Origin of the sequence: Candidatus Thiosymbion oneisti, from assembly GCF_900092655.1 — a bacterium.
Classification (GTDB): Bacteria; Pseudomonadota; Gammaproteobacteria; order Chromatiales; family Chromatiaceae; genus Thiosymbion; species Thiosymbion oneisti.
This window is the reverse complement of the sequence record NZ_FLUY01000106.1, coordinates 1-639: the sequence shown is the minus strand read 5'-3', so window position 1 is coordinate 639 and position 639 is coordinate 1. Positions and strand designations below refer to the sequence as shown.

1 protein-coding gene is annotated in these 639 nt (G+C 60.1%); it reads right to left on the bottom strand.

All coding sequences use genetic code 11. From position 1 onward, the window contains the following. Window positions 1-573 (bottom strand): transposase (locus BQ17_RS01120; RefSeq protein WP_141699023.1); only part of this gene is annotated, 573 nt, incomplete at its 3' end. Between the last annotated feature and the right edge of the window lie 66 nt (window positions 574-639).

Below are 639 nucleotides of genomic sequence, written 5' to 3'. Positions count from 1 at the left end.
GCCCACGTGGTTTTCCTGCTCGTCATTGGTATCAAGGTCCTGCGTGTAGGCTTCCAGATCACGTGCGATCTTCTTCAGCTGCGCGTCCCAATCCTTCTTGGTCGTGATGCTGGCGTCACGGGCCTGGAAAAAGGAGCCGTCGATACCGATGGTTTCTCCACCCACCAGATCCAGTTCTCGACACAACAGAACGAAATCACGGTTCGCCGCACGCAGGGCGGTCCCGTTCACGCGCCGAAACTCAGCGCTGGTGCGGTAGCTTGGGACCAAGCCCTCCAGCCGCCAGATCAGCTCCAAGTTACGTCGCCACTCACGCTCCAGACGCCGCGAGCGCCGCACCCGATTGAGATCGCCGTCAAGATACAGTTTGAGCAGCAGGCTCGGATCGAACCCCGGCTGACCGGGCGTCAGATCGCCGCCGCTCTTGGTAAAGCCCAACGCCGGCAGGTCACGCGTATCAACGTAGGCATCAATCGCCCGAACCAGGTTGGTCTCGCTGACGTAATCTTCCACCCGCGGCGGCAGGAGAGCTTCCTGGGTACGGGCTACCCCTCGCTTGTAACGTCTCGCCATAATTGTCAGCCGATTGGATCTGGCTCGACCGCTGGTTTACCCTTTACTACCACCAACGGCGAATTC